The following is a 17477-nucleotide window of genomic DNA, read 5'->3' as shown; positions in this document are numbered from 1 at the left end:
TCAGCCCTGGTCCGCGAACCCCGTCCGCCAGGACGGACGGGCCGGGGCCCAGCCGAGCGCACGGGCCCGGGCGTTCGCCGCGCCCCGGGCCCACGGCACCCGCCCCTCCGTCCGGCCGGGCGCCGGTACGCCCAGGGCCTCCGCGAGGACCGGCAGCCAGGCGTGACCGGGCGCGGGCTCGTCGTCCACCACGTTGTACGCGCCCGGGGGCCACTCCAGGGCCCGTACGGCCGCCTCGGCGGCGTCCCCGACGTGCACGAAGGAGCTCACCGAACCGTCCGCCGCCGTGCTCCCCAGGAACCGCGCCCCCGGGTCCCCGGCGAGCGCGGCGGCGACGGCGCCGCCCGGCGCGTACCAGGTGCCGGGCCCGTAGAGGATCCCGTACCGCAGGACCACCGCCTCCGGCAGCTCGGCCACCGCCGATTCCAGGGCGCGCACCCCGGCGACGACCCGGGCCCGGGGGAGCTCCTCCGCCGGGTCGAGCGGCACGGACTCGTCGGCGGGCGCGTCCCCGGGCGCGTGCGCCCAGGAGATCGACTGCGCCACGATCCGCCCGACCCCGGCCTCCCGCGCCGCGTCCACCAGGTTCCGGGTGCCCTCGACGCGGACCCGGTCGTTCGCGGCCCCGTCCGCCCCGCCCAGGTCGGTGAGCTGGTGCACCACCGCGTCCGGCGCCACCCCGGCCACCGCCCGCCGCACCGCCTCCGCGTCCAGCACGTCCACCGGGCGCGGACCGCGCCGGGAGATCCCCACGACCTCGTGACCCGCCGCCTCCAGACGCGGCACGAGCTGACGACCCACGGCGCCCGTGGCGCCCGCGACCAGTACACGCATGGGCGCCACCCTAGAAGCCCCCGGGAAGGTCGTCACCTCCCGGAAACACGCCGGTGTGAAGCTCGGGCCCATGACGCCGCACATCGCTCCCCTCATCGAGGAGAACCGCTCCCACCCGCACCTCGCCGACCTCCTGGGCGCCTACCACCTGGCCAACCAGGAGGAGAAGGGGACGCCCGTGGCGACGGTCGCCGGGCTCCCGGCCGCATACCGCGCGGAGGCCGAGGACCCGGCCGCCGCGTTCGCCGCCGACACGGTCCTGCTCGCCACCCCGCCCGGCGCGGACGGACCGGCCGGCTGCGTCGTCCTGAAGGCCCCCCGCGCGGGGGGCGCGCCCGAGGTCAAGCGGCTCTGGGTCGTGCCCGGGGCCCGCCGCAAGGGCCTCGCGAGGGCCCTCGTGGCCGAGGCCCTGCGCCGGGCCGCCGCCCTCGGGGCACCCTCCGTGCGCCTCACGGTCTGGGACTGGCGCCGGGAGCCGCTGGCCCTCTACCGGAACCTCGGCTTCGAGACCGTCCCCTCCTGGGACCCCCGCCCCGGCCTCCTCTGCCTGGAGAAGCCGCTCGCGGCCGACCGCGTCGAGCTCCTCGCTCCCGACGCCGTGCGCGCCCACGCCGCCGACGGCCTCGCCGCGCTCCTCGTGGACGCCGTGGACGGAGGCGCCTCCGTCGGCTTCACGGCGCCCCTGGACGCCACCGAGGCGGCCTCCTGGTGGCTCCGGGCCGCCGGGGAGGCCGAGGAGGGCGTACGCGAGGTGTGGGCGGCCCTGGACGGCGCGGGGCGTCCGACCGGGGCCGTCACCCTCGTCCGCGCCTCCGCCGCCAACGGCCGGCACCGGGGCGAGATCGCCCGGCTCCTGGTCCACCGCTCCGCCCGGGGCCGGGGCCTCGGGCGGCGGCTGCTCGCGGCGGCCGAGGCGCACGCCGCCGCCACCGGCCTGACCCTCCTCGTCCTGGACACGCAGACCGGCAGCCCGGCCGAGCGCCTCTACCGGGGCGCGGGCTGGACGGCCGCCGGGACGATCCCGGACTTCGCCGCCGACCCGGCCGGGGTCCTGTGCGCGACCACGCTGTACTACAAGCGGCTCGGCTAGGCCCTGATCCACAGGACCCAGGACACGCGAAAGGGCCCCGGGAGGCTGATCGCCTCCCGGGGCCCTTCGTACGCGTACCGTCCGCTACGGCAGCTGGGCCGCCCGCGCCTCCCGGCTCTCGCGCCGGTTGCCGCGGAAGGTGTTCACCCGGCGGGCCGTCGCGAAGAGGGGGATCACGGCGCCCATCACGACCTGGAGCGCGCAGCCGGTCTGGAGCAGGAACTGGCCGCCCGGGGCGTCGAACGCCCAGGCCGCCAGCATGCCCATCGCGCCGACGATCCAGCTCAGCATCGCCACCGCGAGCACGCCGCGCGGCTTCGGGTACTCGACCCGGCTCACCATCAGCCAGGCCACCCCGATGATCGCGAGGAGCGTCGGGATGAACGGCAGCTCCAGGAGGACGATCGAGACCACCGTCAGCGCGCCGAAGGGGCTCGGCATGCCCTGGAACATGCCGTCCTTCATGGTCACGCAGGAGAATCTCGCCAGCCGCAGCACCACCGCGAGCAGCACCACGATCGCGGCCACCGCCGAGACCTTCTGCTGCGCGTCGTCCGCGACCATCCCGTACACGAGCACGAAGTAGGCCGGGGCCAGGCCGAAGCTGATCAGGTCCGACAGGTTGTCGAGCTCGGCGCCCATCGGGGACGAGCGGAGCTTGCGCGCCACGATCCCGTCGAAGAGGTCGAAGATCGCCGCGCACAGCATCAGGATCACGGCGGTGGCGGCGCTGTTGCGCGCCATGCCGGTCTCGGTGCTGCCCGTCAGGTGCGGGATGAGGATGCCGGTGGTGGTGAAGTACACCGCCATGAACCCGCACGTGGCGTTACCGAGCGTGAGGGCGTCCGCTATGGACAGCCTCAGCGACAGCGGCATCTCCTCGGCCTCTTCGGCCGCGTCGGTCTCGGCGTCGGCCCAGTCGGCCGCCCGTGTGTCGGGATCAATCACGGTCAATGCGAGTCACCCCCGCCGTGGTGACCTGCCCGACCTCGACCGCGACCTCGACGCCCTCGGGGAGGTAGATGTCGACGCGCGAACCGAAGCGGATCAGGCCGATGCGGTCGCCCTGCTCCACCTTCGTCCCCTGGGGGACGTACGGCACGATGCGACGGGCGACGGCGCCCGCGATCTGGATCATCTCGATGTCGCCGAGCTCGGTGTCGAAGTGCCAGACGACGCGCTCGTTGTTCTCGCTCTCCTTGTTGAACGCCGGGACGAACCCACCGGGGACGTGCTCCACGGACGTCACCGTGCCGGCCAGCGGCGCGCGGTTGACGTGGACGTTCAGGGGGCTCATGAAGATGGCGACCCGGGTGCGCCCGTCCTTCCACGGCATGATGCTCTGCACCACGCCGTCGGCGGGGGAGACGACCCGGCCCTGAGCGATCTCGCGCTCGGGGTCGCGGAAGAACCACAGCATGCCGGCCGCGAGAGCGGTGGTCGGCACGGCGATGGCCGCGGCGCGCCGCGAGCTGCGGGCGCGCACGAGGCTGAGCGCCGCGGTGGCGACGGTCGGCAGGAGCCACGGCGATGCTCCGCGCGCGAGGCGAACGCCCTTGAGGCTGTCGCGGTGTGCAGAGGTTTGGCTGTGGGGCATGGATGACCTTCGTAGCGGATGATGCCGCGCAGGCAACGGGGACGGCGGCTTTCCGGCGATGCTATCGGTTGCGGGGCGCAACTGGGCAAGCCAGGAACCGAGTCGGAGGCCGGAAGACGAACACAGGGTGTGATCTTCTTCGCGGCCCAACCGGCTCAAAAGCGACAATCATCCCTGGAATCGGTACTCCTCGAGCAGCCGACGACCAATGATCATTTTCTGGATCTCGGCGGTACCTTCGCCGATGAGCAGCATCGGCGCCTCGCGGTAGAGGCGCTCGATCTCGTACTCCTTCGAGAACCCGTATCCACCGTGGATACGGAAGGCGTCCTCGACGACCTCCTTGCAGTACTCGGAGGCGAGGTACTTCGCCATCCCTGCTTCGAGGTCGTTTCGTTCCCCGGAGTCCTTTTTGCGTGCTGCGTTGACCATCATCGCATGAGCGGCCTCGACCTTGGTAGCCATTTCGGCCAGTTTGAACTGGATGGCCTGGTGCTGGGCGATGGCCTTGCCGAAGGTGTGGCGCTGCTGGGCGTACGAGACGCCCAGTTCGAACGCACGCTGAGCGACGCCGCAGCCACGGGCCGCCACGTTCACGCGCCCGACCTCGACACCGTCCATCATTTGGTAAAACCCCCGGCCGGTCTCCCCGCCGAGTACACGATTGGCCGGAATGCGCAGTCCGTCCATGATGAGCTCGGTCGTGTCGACGCCCTTGTAGCCCATCTTGTCGATCTTCCCGGGGATGGTGAGGCCGGGTCGGACCTCTCCGAAGCCGGGCTCCTTCTCCACGAGGAAGGTCGTCATCGACTTGTGGGGCGCGGTGCCCTCGGGGTGTCCTTCGTCACTCCGGACCAGAACGGCCACGAGCGAGGACGTTCCGCCGTTCGTCAGCCACATCTTCTGGCCGTTGAGGACGTACTCGTCGCCGTCCTTCACCGCCTTCGACGTGATGGCCGACACGTCCGAGCCGAGGGCCGGCTCCGACATCGAGAACGCGCCGCGCGTCTCGCCGGCCGCCATCCGCGGGAGGAAGTACTCCTTCTGCTCCTGCGTGCCGTGCTGCTTGAGCATGTACGCCACGATGAAGTGCGTGTTGATGATGCCGGAGACCGACATCCAGCCGCGGGCGATCTCCTCCACGCACAGCGCGTAGGTGAGCAGCGACTCGCCCAGGCCCCCGTACTCCTCGGGGATCATCAGGCCGAAGACGCCGAGCTCCTTGAGCCCGTCCACGATCTGCTGGGGGTACTCGTCGCGGTGCTCCAGGTCCGTCGCGACCGGGATGATCTCCTTGTCGACGAAGTCCCGGACGGTGGCGAGGATCTCCTGCTGGACATCGGTCAGACCGTGGGTCTGGGCGAGTCGCGCCATGACTACTTCTCCGACTTCTTGGAGGGCTCGACGAGCGTGGGGCGGCCGGGCTGCTCCCCGCCGCGCTCCTTGATGTACGTCTCGGTGGGGACCATCACCTTGCGGCGGAAGACGCACACCAGGGTGCCGTCCTGCTTGTAGCCCTTGGTCTCCACGTACACGATCCCGCGGTCGTTCTTCGACTTCGACGGGGTCTTGTCGAGGACCGTGGTCTCGCCGTAGATCGTGTCGCCGTGGAAGGTCGGCGCCACGTGCCGCAGCGACTCGATCTCCAGGTTGGCGATGGCCTTGCCGGAGACGTCCGGCACGGACATGCCGAGCAGCAGCGAGTAGATGTAGTTGCCGACGACGACGTTCTTGCCGAAGTCCGTCGTGTTCTCGGCGTAGTTCACGTCCATGTGCAGCGGATGGTGGTTCATCGTGAGCAGACAGAAGAGGTGGTCGTCGTACTCCGTGACCGTCTTCCCGGGCCAGTGCTTGTAGACGGCACCGACCTCGAACTCCTCGTACGTTCGGCCGAACTGCATGGGACTCAGGCCTCCGCCTTCTTCTCCGTCGAGGGGTGTTCGAACTTGCTGGTGCGCTGCATGCCGGCGGCGCGGCCCTTGCCGGAGATGACCAGGGCCATCTTGCGGGAGGCCTCGTCGATCATCTCGTCGCCGAGCATCGCGGAGCCCTTCTTCCCGCCGGCCTCGGACGTGTAGTAGTCGTACGCGTCGAGGATCAGCTCGGCGTGGTCGTAGTCCTCCTGCGAGGGCGAGAAGATCTCGTTCGCGGCGGCGACCTGGTCCGGGTGCAGCACCCACTTGCCGTCGAAGCCGAGGGCGGCGGCGCGCTGCGCGACGGCCTTGTAGCCCTCCTGGTTGCGGATCTGGAGGTAGGGGCCGTCGATCGCCTGGAGGTTGTTGGCGCGGGCGGCCATCAGGATGCTCATCAGGATGTGGTGGTAGGCGTCCGCCGGGTAGCCGGGCGGCTGCTCGCCCACGACCAGCGACTTCATGTTGATGGAGGCCATGAAGTCGGCCGGGCCGAAGATGATCGTCTCGACGCGCTGGGAGGCCTGCGCGATCGCGTTGACGTTGGTCAGGCCCTGGGCGTTCTCGATCTGCGCCTCGATGCCGATCTTGCCGACCTCGAAGCCCATCGTCTTCTCGATCTGGGTGAGCAGCAGGTCGAGCGCGACGATCTGCTGCGCGTCCTGGACCTTCGGCAGCATGATGCAGTCGAGGTTCTGGCCGGCGCCCTCGACGACCGTGACGACGTCCCGGTACGTCCAGTGGGTCGTCCAGTCGTTCACGCGGACCACGCGCGTCTTGCCGGTCCAGTCGCCCTCGTTCAGGAACTTCACGATGGTGTGCCGGGCCTCGGGCTTGGCCAGCGGGGCGCAGGCGTCCTCCAGGTCCAGGAAGACCTGGTCGGCGGCGAGGCCCTGGGCCTTCTCCAGGAACCGCGGGTTGGAGCCGGGGACCGCCAGGCAGGAACGGCGGGGGCGCAACCGGTTCACGGGGGACGCGGGGCTGGTCATGCGGGGACCTCCAGGGGATCGAGCTTGTTCGCTTTCCGGATCTCGTCGACGATACGGCCGATGATCTCCGTGATGCCGAAGTCCTTCGGTGTGAAGACGGCGGCCACGCCCGCGCGCCTCAGTTCTGCGGCGTCGGCGTTCGGGATGATCCCGCCGACGATGACCGGGATGTCGGCCGCGCCCGCCTCGCGGAGGCGGTCGAGGACGTCCGGGACCAGCTCGGCGTGCGAGCCGGAGAGGATCGACAGGCCCACGCAGTGCACGTCCTCGGCCAGGGCCGCGTTGACGATCTGCTCGGGGGTCAGCCGGATCCCCTGGTAGACCACCTCGAAACCGGCGTCACGCGCGCGTACGGCGATCTGCTCGGCCCCGTTGGAGTGCCCGTCCAGACCGGGCTTGCCGACGAGCAGCCGCAGCCGCCCGGCGTTCAGCTCCTCGGCGGTCCGCGCCACCTTCTCGCGCACGAGGGCCAGCGGCGTGCCCGCCTCGGCCGTCACCGCGACCGGGGCGGAGGAGACGCCCGTCGGGGCGCGGAACTCGCCGAAGACGTCCCGCAGCGCCCAGGACCACTCCCCGGTGGTGACGCCGGCACGCGCGCACTCCAGGGTGGCGGCGAAGAGGTTGCCGTCGCCGGCCGCCACCGCCTTCAGCGCCGCCAGGGACTCCTGGGCGCGGGTCTCGTCGCGGTTGTCGCGCCACTCGTGGAGGGCGGCGACCACCCGCGCCTCGTTCGCCGGGTCCACCGTCATGATCGCGGTGTCCAGGTCGGCGGTGAGGGGGTTCTCCTCGGTCGACTGGAAGATGTTGACGCCGACGATCTTCTCCTCGCCGGCCTCGATCCGGGCGCGCCGCTCGGCGTGCGAGGAGACGAGCTGCGACTTGAGGTAGCCGGACTCGACGGCGGCCATCGCGCCGCCCATCTCCTGGATCCGGTCGATCTCGGCCAGGCACTCCTCGACCAGGGCGTCCACCTTGGCCTCGATGACGTGCGAGCCGGCGAAGATGTCCTCGTACTCCAGCAGGTCGGACTCGTGGGCGAGCACCTGCTGGATGCGGAGCGACCACTGCTGGTCCCAGGGCCGGGGCAGGCCGAGGGCCTCGTTCCAGGCGGGGAGCTGGACGGCCCGCGCGCGGGCGTCCTTGGAGAGGGTGACGGCCAGCATCTCCAGGACGATCCGCTGGACGTTGTTCTCCGGCTGGGCCTCGGTCAGACCGAGCGAGTTGACCTGGACGCCGTAGCGGAACCGGCGCTGCTTGGCGTCCTCGATGCCGTACCGCTCCCGGGTGACCTTGTCCCAGATGCGCCCGAAGGCGCGCATCTTGCACATCTCCTCGACGAAGCGGACGCCCGCGTTCACGAAGAACGAGATGCGGGCGACCACCTCGCCGAAGCGGTCCTCCGGGACCTGGCCGGAGTCCCGGACCGCGTCGAGCACCGCGACGGCGGTGGACATCGCGTACGAGATCTCCTGGACCGGGGTGGCCCCGGCCTCCTGCAGGTGGTAGCTGCAGATGTTGATCGGGTTCCACTTCGGGATGTTGTTCACCGTGTAGGTGATCATGTCCGTCGTGAGGCGGAGGGAGGGGCCGGGCGGGAAGACGTGCGTCCCGCGCGACAGGTACTCCTTCACGATGTCGTTCTGGGTGGTGCCCTGGAGCCTGGTGACGTCCGCGCCCTGCTCCTCCGCGACCACCTGGTAGAGCGCCAGGAGCCACATCGCCGTGGCGTTGATCGTCATCGAGGTGTTCATCTGCTCCAGGGGGATGTCCTGGAACAGCCGGCGCATGTCACCGAGGTGCGAGACGGGGACGCCGACCCGGCCGACCTCGCCGCGGGCGAGGATGTGGTCGGGGTCGTACCCGGTCTGCGTCGGCAGGTCGAAGGCGACCGAGAGACCGGTCTGACCCTTGGCGAGGTTGCGCCGGTACAGCTCGTTGGACGCCTCGGCGGTCGAGTGACCGGCATACGTCCGCATGAGCCACGGCCGGTCCTTCTGGCGCTCAGTCATCTGTGGTCCCGGGTATCAGATGTTGCGGAAGCGGTTGATGGCGTCGATGTGCTTGGCGCGCAACTCGTGGTCGCGCACGCCCAGGCCCTCCTGGGGCGCGAGGGCGAGGACGCCGACCTTGCCCTGGTGGAGGTTGCGGTGGACGTCGTAGGCGGCCTGGCCGGTCTCCTCCAGGGAGTAGACCTTCGACAGGGTGGGGTGGATCTTGCCCTTGGCGATGAGGCGGTTGGCCTCCCAGGCCTCGCGGTAGTTGGCGAAGTGCGAGCCGATGATGCGCTTGAGCGACATCCACAGGTAGCGGTTGTCGTACTGGTGCATGTAGCCGGAGGTGGAGGCGCAGGTGGTGATGGTGCCGCCCTTGCGGGTGACGTACACGCTCGCGCCGAAGGTCTCGCGGCCCGGGTGCTCGAAGACGATGTCGATGTCCTCGCCGCCGGTCAGCTCGCGGATGCGCTTGCCGAAGCGCTTCCACTCCCTGGGGTCCTGGGTGTGCTCGTCCTTCCAGAACCTGTAGTCCTCGGCGTTGCGGTCGATGACGGCCTCGGCGCCCATGGACCGGCAGATGTCGGCCTTCTCGGGGGAGGAGACGACGCAGATCGGGTTGGCCCCGCCGGCGAGGGCGAACTGGGTGGCGTAGGAGCCGAGGCCGCCGCTGGCGCCCCAGATCAGGACGTTGTCGCCCTGCTTCATGCCGGCGCCGTTGCGGGAGACGAGCTGGCGGTAGGCGGTGGAGTTGACCAGGCCCGGGGCCGCCGCCTCCTCCCAGCTCAGGTGGCCGGGCTTGGGCATGAGCTGGTTGGACTTGACCAGGGCGATCTCCGCCAGGCCGCCGAAGTTGGTCTCGAAGCCCCAGATGCGCTGCTCGGGATCGAGCATCGTGTCGTTGTGGCCGTCGGAGGACTCCAGCTCGACCGACAGGCAGTGCGCGACGACCTCGTCGCCCGGCTTCCAGGAGTTGACACCCGGGCCGGTGCGCAGCACGACGCCCGCGAGGTCGGAGCCGATGACGTGATACGGCAGGTCGTGGCGCTTGGTGAGCTCGGAGAGCCGGCCGTAGCGCTCCAGGAAGCCGAAGGTCGAGACCGGCTCGAAGATCGAGGTCCAGACCGAGTTGTAGTTGACCGAGGAGGCCATGACGGCGACGAGCGCCTCGCCCGGGCCGAGCTCGGGCAGCGGGACGTCGTCCAGGTGGAGCGACTTGCGCGGGTCCTTGTCGCGGCTGGCGAGTCCGGTGAACATCTCCGCCTCGTCCTTGTGGACGGTGACGGCGCGGTACGACTCGGGGAGCTTGATGTTCGCGAAGTCGGCGGACGTGACCGCGGCGGAGCCGCTCGATGTCACAGTCTGGGACTGGATCGCGTCCAGGATTTCCTTCACGGGTTGCCTCCGGCGGTGAGCGTCCGAGGGGAGGACGCCTGAGGGTTACGGCGGTGGGTGCTGCTGTGGAGGTGTGCCGTCGGTTCGGCTGGGTCGTGCGGTTAGCGCGGCGCCGGTCGGGCGCGGGGTTGCCTGTGACGCAGGCGTCCGGGCGCACGAGCCGTCGGCTTGTGGGGACAGCCGGCGCACGAGGTTGGTCTCTGCGCGCCGGCCGCCCGGACAACATCAACGTATGGCACGCCGTGTCACCTGACAAGGCACTGCGTGCCAACAATTTCACTCAGATGCAATCTGGCGGTCACACATGAGCGATGATCGATCGAATCGGCCCCTCAAACCGCTCCGACCTGGGCAAACGCCGTGTGGGCCGTCCCCGGATCCCGGGAACGGCCCACACGGCGAAAAAGGCTCCGGAGGGGGAGGGAAGGGCTCAGGCGGTGCCGAGCGCCTTCTGGATGGTCCGCATGACCTCGTCGAGGGGCGCGTCCGTGCGCGCCACGGCGACCACCACGTCGCCGGTGGTGGAGGCCCGGACGGCGGGGGCGGCCGGGGCGGTCTCCTCCGGAGCGGCGGAGGAGGCGGTGGACGGAGCCGGTCGGCCGGCGCCTATGCCCGACCCGAAGGTCTCCCGGACGATCGCGAAGGCGTGGTCGAGCTGGGCCTCCACGTCGCCCCGGCCGCCCGCCCGCAGCCAGCGGCGCAACACGTGGTTGTGGGCTGTGACGACCGCGGAGGCGGCCACCTCGGCGAGCAACGGGTCGTCGTTGCCGTCGTGGTGGTCGCGCTCGTCGAAGTGCCCGAGGAGGTAGCGGGTGAAGAGGCGCTCGTAGCGGGCCACCGAGGCGATCTCCCGCTCCCGCAGGGTCGGCACCTCGCGGGTGAGCCGGTAGCGCTCCACGGAGACCGCGGGGGACCCCGCGTACATCTTCATGACCTCCTTGATGCCCCGGCACACCGTGTCGAGCGGGTGCTCGTGCGGCGGCGCGGCGTTCAGCACCGCCTCCGCCCGCACCAGGGTGTCGTCGTGGTCGGGGAAGATCGCCTCTTCCTTGGACCGGAAGTGCCGGAAGAAGGTCCGCCGCGCGACCCCGGCCGTGGCCGCGATCTCGTCCACCGTGGTGGCCTCGTACCCCTTGGTCGCGAAGAGTTCCATCGCGGCGGTGGCGAGCTCCCGGCGCATCTTGAGCCGCTGAGCGGCGGCTCGGGTGCCCGCCGCGCTCTCCGGAGCGTCGGACGGGGACGTGGCACGGGGTGACTTCGCGGCCTTGGGCATGGTCCGAACGTACTGCATCGGAGGGGAAGTGTGCCCAGGTGGGGGCGGGGAACCCCCCGGGGCACCGGGGGTGCCCGAGGGGCTCAGGAGCCCGCCCCAGCCGGGGGTGCGGGGCTCAGCGTCGGGCATATTCGCGGAAGCCGCGACCCGTCTTGCGCCCCAGGCAGCCGGCCGCCACCAGGTGCTCCAGGAGCGGGGCCGGGGCGAGGCCGGGGTCGCGGAACTCGCGGTGCAGGACCTGCTCGATCGCGAGCGAGACGTCCAGGCCGACCACGTCGAGCAGTTCGAACGGGCCCATCGGGTAGCCGCCGCCCAGCTTCATGGCGGCGTCGATGTCGTCCAGGGTCGCGTAGTGCTCCTGGACCATCTTGATCGCGTTGTTCAGGTACGGGAAGAGCAGCGCGTTCACGATGAAGCCGGCCCGGTCGCCGCAGTCCACCGGGTGCTTGCGGATCTTCGCGGTGACCTCGCGGACGGTGGCGTGGACGTCGTCGCCGGTCAGGACCGTGCGGACGATCTCCACCAGCTTCATCGCGGGCGCCGGGTTGAAGAAGTGCATCCCGATGACGTCCTGCGGGCGCGTGGTGGCCCGGGCGCAGGCCACGACCGGCAGCGAGGAGGTCGTGGTGGCGAGCACCGTGCCCGGCTTGCAGATCTTGTCGAGCCGCGCGAACAGGTCCTGCTTGACCTCCAGGTCCTCCGCCACCGCCTCGACCGCCAGGTCGACCTCGGCGAAGGCGTCGAGCGTGCCGGCCGGGGTGATCAGCGCGAGCGTGGTGTCACGGGCCTCGGCCGTCATCCGGCCCCTGGACACCGAACGCTCCAGGGACTTGGAGATCCGGGCCTTGGCGGTGTCCGCCTTCTCCTGGGAGCGGGCGGCGAGCACGACCTCGTACCCGGCCTTGGCGAAGACCTCCGCGATGCCGGAGGCCATGGTGCCCGAGCCGGCGACGCCGACCGAGCGGACCTCGCGGCCACCGCCGCCCTCCGCCGAGGTCAGCGGGGTCAGCGCGTCGCGCACCACCTCGTCGGAGCCCGGCGCCGCGTACGTGTAGAAGCCGCGGCCCGCCTTGCGGCCGGTCAGGCCCGCCTCGCTGAGCTGCTTGAGGATCGGGGCCGGGGCGTGCAGCCGGTCGTGCGAGGAGGCGTACATGGCCTCCAGGACCGTACGGGCCGTGTCCACGCCGATCAGGTCGAGCAGCGCAAGGGGGCCCATCGGCAGGCCGCAGCCCAGCTTCATCGCCGCGTCGATGTCCTCGCGGGAGGCGTACTTGGCCTCGTACATGGCGGCGGCCTGGTTCAGGTAGCCGAACAGCAGCCCGTCCGCGATGAAACCGGCCCGGTCCCCGACCGCCACCGGCTCCTTGCCGAGGTCCTGGGCGAGCCGGGTGACGGCGTCGACGGCCCGCGGGTCGGTCAGCACCGAGGAGACCACCTCGACCAGCTTCATGGCCTGGACCGGGGTGAAGAAGTGCAGGCCGAGGACCCGCTCGGGGTGCGCCGAGTCGGCCGCGAGCCGGGTGACGGAGAGCGCGTTGGTGCCGGTGGCCAGGATCGCGTCGGGCCGGACGATGCCGTCCAGGGCCCGGAAGACCTCCTGCTTCGCCTCGTACGACTCCGGCACGACCTCGATCACGAGGTCGGCGCCGGCGGCCGCCTGGAGGTCGGAGAAGGTGCGGAAGCGGGCCAGGACGTCCTGCCGCTCCTCCTCGGTGATCCGCTCGCGGGCCACGGCGCGGGCGGTGGAGGCCTCCAGGGCGGCGACGGCCCGGGCTGCGGCGGTGTCGCTGACGTCGATGCCGATGACCTCGCGGCCGGCCCGGGCGAGGACGTCGGCGATGCCCGCGCCCATGGTGCCGAGACCGACGACGGCGATGGTGGAGAGAGGGGTGTCCATCAGGGGACTCCAGAGAGGAAGAGTGACGACTGAGGGCAGTGCGTGCGGGTGGTGCCGCGGAATTGCGCGAGCGCGGGGCGAATCGCGGGAAACACACGGGAAGGAGCCCGCGGAAAGGGGCGGCGCCCGGTGGAGAAAGGAGTGACGGGCTCTGTCCCGGAGCCGCGTCGAAACTGCCGAACCGACGTACGCTCACCACGGCTGCGTCACCAGGCCGTTGTGAGAAGCGAGGGTTGACCCGCTCACCCGAGACTAACCGGCGGGTAACGAGCGCGCCAGTCCCGGGAAGTCGAGAAGATGTGATCTGGATCGCGGATAGGCTCGGATTCATGGAATACGCCGAGGATCCGGAATTCTGCTCGATGATCGATCGATTGCGCGACGAGATCGGGAATGGCACCGGAGAAGTCCCGGCGGCATTCGGCCGGCTCGCGGAAACCGGCGACCCCGCGGAACTGCCCGGCGACCCCGAGGAGCTGCACCGCCTCCTCACCGCGCCCGGACAGCCGCTCTGGGCCCGCGAGATCGCCGCCTACGCCCTCGGCGTCGCCGGCGACCCGCGCGCCTTCGAGGCCCTCGTCCTCCTCCTCAACCACCGCGACCCCGAGCGCTGCGTCACCGCCGCCCACGCCCTGGCCCGGCTCGGCGACCCCCGCACCGCCCGCGCGGCCGCCGCCCTCGCCACCAACGAACTCCGGGCCGCCTACGCCCTGCTGCCGGTCCGGCTCCTCGCCGAACTGCGCGCCCCCGAGTCCGTACCGGCCCTCATCGCCGTCCTCGAACGGCGCCTCCCGGCCGACGACCCCCACTGGCGGGTCGGCCTCGCCTGCGTCGAGGGACTCGGCACCCTCGGCGACCTCCGGGCCCGCCCCGCCCTGGAGGCCGCCCTGCCCCACCCGCGCCTCGGCCCGGCGGCCGCGCGCTCACTGGGCCTGCTCGGCCCGGAGCGCGCGGCCGACCGCGCCTGAGGGAAGGGGAGTTCGACGCGTAAGGCCGCTCAGCGCACGTGCCCGAGGAGGCCGTGCAGGGTGGTGCCGGCCGGTGCCGTCCGCCCGGTGCCCGCGCGCGTGCCGCCCTTCTCCGGGGGCTTCGAGCCGTTCGTGACGACGGGCTCGGGCTCCGGCCCGGGGAGCGCGGCGCAGACCGCGTCCGCCTCGGCGCCGTCCTCGCCGCGCGGCACCCTGCCCGTGGCCAGGTAGGCGGCCAGGTGCTCGTCCAGGCAGTCGTTCCCGGCCAGCGTCACGCCGTGGTTGCCGCCGCCCTCCTCCACGACCAGGCTGGAACGGCGCAGCAGCCGGTGCGCGGCCACCGCGCCCTCGTACGGCGTCGCCGCGTCGTCCGTCGCCTGGAGGACGAGGACCGGCGGCAGCCGGTCGTTGCGGACGTCCGTCGGGGTCAGGGACTCCACCGGCCAGAACGCGCACGGCGCGTTGTACCAGGTGTTGTTCCAGGTGGAGAACGGCGCCTTGGCGTGCGTCTTCCACGCGTCCTCGCGCCAGACGTTCCAGTCGCGGGGCCAGCCCGCGTCCCGGCACTGCACGCTCGCGTAGACCGAGTAGCCGTTGTCGGCGGCCGCGTCGGCCTCCCCGTACCGCTCGTACGCCTCGACCAGCGGCCCGGAGTCCCCCGCGTTGACGTACGCGGAGAAGGCGCTCGCGAGCTTGGGCCAGTAGCCGTCGTAGTACCCGCCGGGCAGGAAGGTGTCCTCCAGCTCGCCCGGCCCGACCTTCCCGCCGGCCGGCTCCGCGCGCACCGCGTCGCGCATCCGGTACCAGGCGGCTTCGACCGCCGCCGGGTCGGTGCCGAGCCGGTACGTGGCGTCGTACCGGGCCACCCACGCCATGAAGTCCTTGTGGCGCGCGTCGAAGGCGGAGTTCTGGGCGACGTTGCTCTCGTACCAGACCCCGTGCGGGTTGACGACGGAGTCGAGCGCCATGCGCCGCACCCGGTCGGGGAAGAGCCGCGCGTACACGGCGCCCAGGTAGGTGCCGTACGAGTAGCCGAGGTAGGTGAGCTTCGGCGCGCCGAGCGCGTCCCGGATCGCGTCCAGGTCCTTCGCCGCGCTCACGGTGTCGACGTACGGCAGCACGTCGGCGTACTTCTCGCCGCAGGCCCGCGCGAAGGCCCGCGCCCGCTCGACCCCCGTCCGCTCGGCCCGCGAGCCGCGCGGCACCGAGTCGGGGCGGACCGGGTCGAAGTGTCCGGGCAGGCAGTCGAGCGCGGGCTCGCTCTTCCCGACCCCGCGCGGGTCGAAGCCGATCACGTCGTACTGGGCGGCCACCGCCGGGGGCAGCGACGCCGCCACGTACCCCGCCATGCCGCGCCCGCTGCCGCCGGGCCCGCCCGGGTTCACGAGCAGCGGCCCCTGGAAGGTCTCTGCGGTGTGCGGGACCCGGGTCAGGGCGAGGGTGATCCGCCGCCCGGCCGGGTCGTCGTGGTCGAGCGGCACCTCCAGGGCGGCGCACTGGAGCCTCGGGTACGCCTGGGTGGCGCAGTCGGTCCAGGCGAGCCGGGGGAGCGGGCGGGGGGCCGGGTCGGCGGCGTCCGCGGGTGCGGCGGGCAGCGCGGTGACCGTCCCGGCCACCAGCGCTCCAGCGGCGATCAGCATTCCTGCGCGTGGGGTCATAGGGCCTTTGTGCCTCGAACGGGCCCCGGCGGGACCCGTTCCGCCCGGAGTTGACCCGAAAGGAGGGGATCGGACGGCGTGTCAGACGGGCCGGTCCGATGATCCGCCCGGCCGCCGGGGGCCTCGGTTCCCGGGACTCAGAGGTCTCGGTTCCCGGGACTCAGAGGTCTCGGTTCCCGGGGCTCAGAGGCTTCGGTTCCCGGTTCCCGGAGGTCTCGGTTCCCGGCTCTCAGAGGAAGGTGAGCTGCTCCGGGGTGGCCGCCGCGTCCGGTTCCTCCGGTACGGCGATCCGGCGCGTCCCGCCCCGCCCCGAGGGGCCGATGCCGAACTCGGCCGCGAACTCGTGCACCTGGCGGGTGATCCGGCGCTGGTACCAGGTCGGCGCGTAGGCCCCGTCCGCGTACATCCGCTCGTACCGGCGCACCAGGCCCGGGTGGTGGCGCCCCAGCCACTCCGCGAACCACTCGCGGGCGCCCGGCCGCAGGTGCAGGACGAGCGGGGTGACCGAGCTCGCCCCGGCCTCGGCCACCGCCCGGACGGTCGCGCGCAACTGCTCGGGCCGGTCGCTCAGGAAGGGCACCACGGGGGCCATCAGGACCCCGCAGTCGATGCCGTTGCGGACGAGCGCGCGGACGACGTCGAGGCGGCTCTGCGGGGAGGGGGCGCCGGGCTCGACCGTGCGCCACAGCTCCCGGTCGGTGAAGCCGACGGAGACGGAGACGCCGACCTCGGTGACCCGGGCCGCCTGGGTCAGCAGCTTCAGGTCGCGCAGGATCAGGGAGCCCTTGGTGAGGATCGAGAAGGGGTTGGCGCGGTCGCGCAGGGCGGTGAGGATGCCCGGCATCAGGCCGTACCGCCCCTCGGCCCGCTGGTAGCAGTCGACGTTGGTGCCCATGGCGATGTGCGCGCCCTGCCAGCGGGGGGAGGCGAGCTGGCGTGCGAGCAGCTCCGCGGCGTTGACCTTGACCACGATCTGCGAGTCGAAGCCGAGGCCGGTGTCGAGGTCGAGATGGGCGTGGGATCTGCGGGCGAAGCAGTACACGCAGGTATTGCTTCTCCCGCGGTGTCTTCTCGTGTCCGAGGCGGGAGGCATGAGGAAGGCTTGTTAACTAAGGATCTTCAGCGTCGTCTCTTGAGGGTGAGGACGGCTTTGGTGATTGACGTGAGTCGGTTGGGGCTGATCCGGGCTTTGCGGAAGATCCGCCAGGCTTTGAGTCGGGCGAAGGCGCGTTCGACGGGGAAGCGGAGGCGTGCGTGTGCTCGGTTGACGGCTGCTTGTCTGGTGGTGAGGGGCCGTCCGAGATGGCGTTTGAACGGGACCTGGAACGTGCCGTCGGCTCCGACGTAGGCCTTGTCGGCGAGGACGGGGATCCGTAGTCGTTCACAGACGGTGATGATGTGGTGGGTGCGGGCGGCGGTGATGTCGACCGTGCGGCCGGGTAGTGCCGGCGAGTACCAGATCAGTTCGCCGGTAGGTCCGGTGACAGCCTGGATGTTCACTCCGTGCCGTCGGGCCTTGCCGGAGTAGTCCCGTTCACGGTCGCCGACGCGGTCGCACTCGGCGTTGGTGCCGTCCACCAATACGTACTCGGGACGTGTCCGGCGCAGGGCCTGTGTCAGGGACGGTGCCCTCGAGGTGAGGAGTCTGATCACACTCTGTACGTAGGCGTGGGCGGTGCCCTCGCTGATCCGGAAGCCCGCGGCGAGCTTCGCGTAGGCCGTGTGTTCGCGCAGATAGATCAGGGTGATGATGGCGCGTTGCGAGGGCGGCAGCTTGCACCGGCGGTCACCTTCACGGGTGACGATCAGCACCGTCACCCACTCCACGAGCGCGTGCGGCAGATCGAGTGCGGCAGGATAGGGGACCAACGAGGC

Annotated in this window: 14 protein-coding genes and 2 pseudogenes; 3 read left to right on the top strand and 13 right to left on the bottom strand. The window is 71.4% G+C overall.

All coding sequences use genetic code 11. The annotated features are described in order from the left end of the window. The gene (locus ACIP5O_RS30055; protein ID WP_401298789.1) at positions 1-834 is read right to left on the bottom strand and encodes an NAD-dependent epimerase/dehydratase family protein; all 834 of its coding nucleotides are present in this window, start codon (positions 832-834) and stop codon (positions 1-3) included. Between ACIP5O_RS30055 and ACIP5O_RS30050 the strand changes: the two are divergent. Both ACIP5O_RS30050 and ACIP5O_RS30045 read left to right on the top strand, forming a co-directional pair. After that, positions 833-1330: pseudogene (locus tag ACIP5O_RS30050) on the top strand (GNAT family N-acetyltransferase); the annotation flags it as partial. The gene ACIP5O_RS30055 and the pseudogene ACIP5O_RS30050 sit on opposite strands and share 2 nt — an antisense overlap. Positions 1331-1432: 102 nt before the next feature. Then, positions 1433-1924, top strand: coding sequence for a GNAT family N-acetyltransferase (locus tag ACIP5O_RS30045; RefSeq protein ID WP_401299076.1), 492 nt, complete (start codon positions 1433-1435; stop codon positions 1922-1924). A gap of 84 nt (positions 1925-2008) precedes the next feature. Here the strand turns inward: ACIP5O_RS30045 and pssA are convergent, their stop codons facing one another. The 9 genes from pssA to ACIP5O_RS30000 all read right to left on the bottom strand — a co-directional run bounded on the left by pssA (position 2009) and on the right by ACIP5O_RS30000 (position 12976). Then, positions 2009-2872: a CDP-diacylglycerol--serine O-phosphatidyltransferase gene (gene pssA, locus ACIP5O_RS30040; protein WP_401298786.1), complete on the bottom strand. Its 864-nt coding sequence runs from the start codon at positions 2870-2872 to the stop codon at positions 2009-2011. Further along, positions 2865-3521 carry a phosphatidylserine decarboxylase gene (locus ACIP5O_RS30035; protein ID WP_356548859.1) on the bottom strand — a complete coding sequence of 219 codons (657 nt, stop codon included), beginning with the start codon at positions 3519-3521 and terminating at the stop codon, positions 2865-2867. Before ACIP5O_RS30035 ends, pssA begins: the two co-directional genes overlap by 8 nt. A gap of 168 nt (positions 3522-3689) precedes the next feature. Further along, positions 3690-4895: an acyl-CoA dehydrogenase family protein gene (locus tag ACIP5O_RS30030; protein WP_366373899.1), complete on the bottom strand. Its 1206-nt coding sequence runs from the start codon at positions 4893-4895 to the stop codon at positions 3690-3692. A gap of 2 nt (positions 4896-4897) precedes the next feature. Then, positions 4898-5422, bottom strand: a complete 525-nt coding sequence (locus tag ACIP5O_RS30025) for a MaoC family dehydratase (RefSeq protein ID WP_030218358.1) — start codon at positions 5420-5422, stop codon at positions 4898-4900. 5 nt (positions 5423-5427) lie between these two features. After that, positions 5428-6420, bottom strand: coding sequence for an HpcH/HpaI aldolase/citrate lyase family protein (locus tag ACIP5O_RS30020; protein ID WP_401298781.1), 993 nt, complete (start codon positions 6418-6420; stop codon positions 5428-5430). Further along, positions 6417-8429, bottom strand: a complete 2013-nt coding sequence (locus ACIP5O_RS30015) for a protein meaA (RefSeq protein ID WP_401298778.1) — start codon at positions 8427-8429, stop codon at positions 6417-6419. The genes ACIP5O_RS30020 and ACIP5O_RS30015 overlap by 4 nt, the downstream gene beginning before the upstream one ends. Positions 8430-8444: 15 nt before the next feature. Further along, positions 8445-9806 carry a crotonyl-CoA carboxylase/reductase gene (ccrA, locus tag ACIP5O_RS30010; protein ID WP_401298775.1) on the bottom strand — a complete coding sequence of 454 codons (1362 nt, stop codon included), beginning with the start codon at positions 9804-9806 and terminating at the stop codon, positions 8445-8447. Between the two features lie 430 nt (positions 9807-10236). Beyond that, on the bottom strand, positions 10237-11079 hold the full coding sequence (locus ACIP5O_RS30005) for a TetR family transcriptional regulator (protein WP_401298772.1): 843 nt from the start codon (positions 11077-11079) through the stop codon (positions 10237-10239). 115 nt (positions 11080-11194) lie between these two features. Further along, complete coding sequence (locus ACIP5O_RS30000) at positions 11195-12976, bottom strand: 3-hydroxyacyl-CoA dehydrogenase family protein (RefSeq protein ID WP_401298769.1); 1782 nt, start codon at positions 12974-12976, stop codon at positions 11195-11197. Between the two features lie 329 nt (positions 12977-13305). On the opposite strand from ACIP5O_RS30000, the gene ACIP5O_RS29995 reads away from it, so the two are divergent. Then, on the top strand, positions 13306-13944 hold the full coding sequence (locus ACIP5O_RS29995) for a HEAT repeat domain-containing protein (protein WP_401298766.1): 639 nt from the start codon (positions 13306-13308) through the stop codon (positions 13942-13944). A 29-nt stretch (positions 13945-13973) separates the two neighbouring features. On the opposite strand, the gene ACIP5O_RS29990 is transcribed toward ACIP5O_RS29995, so the two are convergent. The 3 genes and pseudogenes from ACIP5O_RS29990 to ACIP5O_RS29980 all read right to left on the bottom strand — a co-directional run bounded on the left by ACIP5O_RS29990 (position 13974) and on the right by ACIP5O_RS29980 (position 17471). After that, entirely contained in the window at positions 13974-15602 is a 1629-nt protein-coding gene (locus ACIP5O_RS29990; protein WP_401298764.1) for an alpha/beta hydrolase, read from the bottom strand. A 229-nt stretch (positions 15603-15831) separates the two neighbouring features. Then, positions 15832-16656 (bottom strand): annotated as a pseudogene (locus ACIP5O_RS29985) (radical SAM protein); the annotation flags it as partial. A 65-nt stretch (positions 16657-16721) separates the two neighbouring features. Further along, positions 16722-17471, bottom strand: a complete 750-nt coding sequence (locus tag ACIP5O_RS29980; protein WP_401298761.1) for a transposase family protein — start codon at positions 17469-17471, stop codon at positions 16722-16724. Positions 17472-17477: the final 6 nt, after the last annotated feature.

It is taken from the genome of Streptomyces sp. NPDC088915 (assembly GCF_044749825.1).
Taxonomy (GTDB): domain Bacteria; phylum Actinomycetota; class Actinomycetes; order Streptomycetales; family Streptomycetaceae; genus Streptomyces.
The sequence above is the reverse complement of the archived record's forward strand: the minus strand, read 5'-3'. Positions and strand labels throughout refer to the sequence as shown.